At 62.1% G+C, this 3,849-nt stretch carries 3 protein-coding genes; all 3 read left to right on the top strand.

Going from position 1 to position 3,849, the window contains the following annotated elements; genetic code table 11:
* Positions 1 to 150: 150 nt before the first annotated feature.
* A complete protein-coding gene (locus Q0693_RS00865) occupies positions 151 to 789 on the top strand; it encodes a 4Fe-4S dicluster domain-containing protein (protein WP_298628403.1) in 639 nt (212 codons plus the stop codon).
* A gap of 27 nt (positions 790 to 816) precedes the next feature.
* Positions 817 to 2,052, top strand: coding sequence for an NrfD/PsrC family molybdoenzyme membrane anchor subunit (gene nrfD / locus Q0693_RS00860; protein ID WP_298628400.1), 1,236 nt, complete (start codon positions 817 to 819; stop codon positions 2,050 to 2,052).
* On the top strand, positions 2,052 to 3,849 hold a 1,798-nt coding region (locus Q0693_RS00855; RefSeq protein ID WP_298628397.1), incomplete at its 3' end, for a molybdopterin-dependent oxidoreductase. The genes nrfD and Q0693_RS00855, both read left to right, overlap by 1 nt.

Below are 3,849 nucleotides of genomic sequence, written 5' to 3'. Positions count from 1 at the left end.
AACCGGCCCCCTAAGAGTTCGATCCTTTCCCGCATGCCCAGGATTCCCAGGCCGGGCTGGGCCTGGGGAGGAAAGCCTTGGCCGTCGTCCTCCACCACCAGGCTGATCTCGTCCCCTTCCTGTTGCAAGACCACGGACACCAAGTGGGTGATGGTGATCGATACCCGCAAGTGCGTGGGCTGCCACGCCTGCACGGTCTCCTGTGCGGTGGAGAACAGGCTACCCCCTGGCGTGGTCTACCGTCCGGTGATTGAGGAGCAGATCGGGAAATATCCCGAGGTGAGCTGGCGGTTCCTGCCCCGGCCCTGCATGCAGTGCGATAACCCTCCCTGCGTACCGGTATGCCCGGTGGGGGCCACCTGGAAGCGGGCTGACGGCATCGTGGAGATCGACTACGACGCCTGCATCGGTTGCCGCTACTGCTTGGTGTCCTGTCCCTATCAGGCCCGCACCTTTGACTTTGGGGAAAACTGGACGCAGGATACCCCCGGCCAAGGGCATATGCCCTACGAGGAGCTCCCCACCTTTGAGTGGGGGGAGGTGCACGTGCGCAAGGAGGCGGTAATCCCCCATAGCCCCGTGGGCAATGCCCGGAAGTGCAGCTTCTGCCTGCACCGGATAGAGCATGGGCTTTTGCCCCAGTGCGTGACCACCTGCATCGGCCGGGCCACCTTCTTCGGGGATGCTTCCGATCCGGAAAGCCTGGTTTTCCAGCTCATCCATCAGCCCAATGCCATGCGGCTTAAGGAGGAGCTAGGCACGGAGCCCAGGGTCTACTACCTGGTCTAGGGGTAAAGGAGGTAAACGAGGATGAGGATGCGCGCTTGGGGTTGGATCCTATACGGGGTTCTGGCGGCCATAGGCCTTGCGGGGTTCATTCTGCGTTTCGCCACCGGCCACCAGCTGGCGGCGTATGGCAGCTATGTGCCTTGGGGCCTATGGGTGGCCGCGTACATCTACTTTATCGGCCTTTCGGCGGGGGCCTTTTTGCTTTCCGCCTTGGTCTATGTCTTTGGGGTGCGCAAGTTGGAGCCCATCGCCCCCCTGGCCCTGGTGGTGGCCTTGGCCAGCCTGCTCATGGCCCTCATCACCATCTGGTTTGACCTGGGGCATTTGGAACGCTTTTACTACGTCTACCTGAGGCCCAACTTCCGCTCCATGATGGCTTGGATGGTGTGGCTGTACACCGCCTATGGCCTCCTTCTTCTTTCGGAGCTTTACTTTGCCCTGAGGCGGCACCTGCCCCGCTATGCGGATCGCCGGGGAGTTACGGGCTTTTTAGCCCGCCTGCTCACAAGGGGCCGGAAGACCCCCTTCACCGAAGAAGAGATCCACCGGGATGAGGGGATTCTCAGGGTTTTGGGAACCATGGGCGTGCCCTTGGTTATTGCCTTTCGCGGGGGGGCGGGGGCGCTTTTTGCCACGGTGCTGGCCCAGGACCTCTGGCACAGCCCCATCTACCCCATCCTCTTCCTCACGGGGGCCCTCCTCTCGGGTGGGGCCTTGATGACCGCGGTGTACGTCTTCTTCTGGCCCAGGAAGGACGAACGTTGGCGGGAGATAAGCCTGCTTCTGGGCCGGGTGGTGTTGGGGCTCATCCTCTTTGACCTCCTCCTGGAGTGGGCGGAGTACTCCATCCCCATGTGGTATGGGGTGGGTTCCGAGTTCCAGGCCCTCTGGCACACCCTCTTTGGGCCTTTCTGGTACGTGTACTGGGTGTTCCATATCCTCCTGGGGGTGGTGGTTCCCCTCCTTCTGCTGCTGGCCTTCGGACTCCGGGGCCGGATTGGCGCCATCGGCCTTGCCAGCTTCCTGGTGGCGGTTACCTTCTTGGCCATCCGCCTCAACCTGGTGATTCCCAGCCTGGTCCACCCCAAGCTGGAGGGCTTGGTGCATGCCTACCATGACCACCGCCTCACCTTTGTCTACTTTCCCACGTGGTTTGAGTGGAGCGTGGTGGTCTTTTCCGTGGTCCTGGGCTTTACCGTGACCTATGTGCTGGTGCGCATCCTGCCCGTGATTGAGGGCAGGCTTCTCAAGGAGGTGGCGTGATGCTTTCCAGGCGGGAACTCTTGAAGCTGGGGGTGCTTTCCGGAAGCGGGGTCCTTTTGGGCGAGAAGGCCACGGAGCTTCTTTCCCAGGCCGAGGCAGCGGCCCAGAGGGCTCCCGGTTTCTACCCCTTGAACGATCCCGAGAACCAGATCTACTCCGTCTGTTTGCAGTGCAACACCGGTTGCCCCATTAAGGTCAAGCTCTACGAGGGGGTGGCGGCCAAGATTGACGGAAGCCCTTATGCTCCCTGGACCCTCTATCCCCACCTTCCCCTGGAGACGCCCTTGGAAAGGGCGGCCAAGGTGGATGGGGGGATTTGCCCCAAAGGGCAGACGGGCTTGCAGACCGTGTACGATCCCTACCGCATCCGCAAGGTCTTGAAGCGGGCTGGCCCCAGGGGTAGCGGCAAGTGGAAGGAGATCCCCTTTGCCCAGGCGGTGAAGGAGATCGCCGAGGGGGGTAAGCTCTTCGCCGAGCTCGGGGACGAGCGGGACTACCCGGGCCTGAAGGAGGTCTGGGCCCTTAGGGACCCGGAGGTGATGAAGGCCATGAAGGCCCGGGTGGAGGAGATCTGGCAGGAGAAGGACCCGGATAAGAAAAAAGCTTTGGTGGAGCGCTTTAAGGAGGAGTTTAAGGACCACCTGCACACCCTCATTGACCCCGACCACCCCGACCTCGGGCCCAAGAACAACCAGGCGGTCTTTGCCTATGGCCGCCTTAAAGCTGGGCGCAACGAGTTCTTCAAGTGGTTCTTCCAGAACAGCCTGGGTTCGGTGAACTTCCACGGGCATACCACCATCTGCCAGGGCTCCCTCTACTTCACGGGTAAGGCCATGAGCTACCAGCTGGCCTACGACGAGAAGAAGGGGGCGTACACCTGGACAGGGGGGGAGAAGTTCTACTGGCAGGCGGATCTCACGGGAGCGGAGTTTGTGATCTTCGTGGGGGCCAATATCTTTGAGGGGAACTATGGCCCACCCCTGAGGGTAATGAAGGTCACCCAGGGAGCGGCCACAGGAAAGCTAAGGTATGTGGTGCTGGACCCTCGAGCCCAGAAGGGGGTGGCCCACGCCGTCAAGTGGATTCCCACCAAGGCGGGCTACGACGCCGCCGTGGCCTTTGGCATGATGCGTTGGATGTTTGAGAAGGGGCGGTTTGATGCCCGCTTCCTCTCTGCGGCCAACAAGGGGGCGGCCAAGGCCCTCGGCGAGCCCAGCTGGACCAACGCCACCTGGCTGGTGGAGATAGATGAGAAAGGTTTCCCCGCCAAGCTCCTGCGCATGAGCCACCTGGGGATGGCTCCGGAGGTCCGCATCCTGGACGGCAAGGAGGTGGTCTTTGACCACCCCGTGGCCCTGGTGCAGGGCAAACCCGCCCCGGTAGACCCGCAGAGCGAGGACCAGCCCGTCTTCGGGGACCTCTTCGTGGACACCATCCTTAACGGCATCCGGGTGAAAAGCGCCCTCCAGCTTATCCGGGAGGAGGCCTTCAGCCGAAGCCTGGAGGAGTGGGCAAGCCTGGCGGGCGTCACGCCGGAGGACATCGTCTGGCTGGCCCACGAGTTCACCCGCCATGGCAAGAAGGCGGTGGTGGATATCCACCGTGGCGTTAGCCAACACACCAACGGCTTCTACAACGCTTTCGCCTGGATGGTCTTGAACGCCCTGATCGGCAACTACGACCACCATGGGGGGTCTGTGCGCCACAGCACCTACGACATCGTGGGCAAGAAGGCGGAAGGGCCCTTCTACATGGACAAGCTCCACCCCAAGAAGCTGGAGCCCTTTGGCATCAGCC

Origin of the sequence: uncultured Thermus sp., assembly GCF_938010445.1 — a bacterium.
Lineage (GTDB): Bacteria > Deinococcota > Deinococci > Deinococcales > Thermaceae > Thermus > Thermus altitudinis.
This window is presented reverse-complemented; position numbering and strand designations above follow the sequence as displayed.

Excerpts from the sequence above, each read along its gene's own strand:
- nrfD (WP_298628400.1), top strand. The coding sequence starts at position 817 with ATGCGCGCTTGGGGTTGGATCCTATACGGGGTTCTGGCGGCCATAGGC.
- Q0693_RS00865 (WP_298628403.1), top strand. The coding sequence starts at position 151 with ATGGTGATCGATACCCGCAAGTGCGTGGGCTGCCACGCCTGCACGGTC.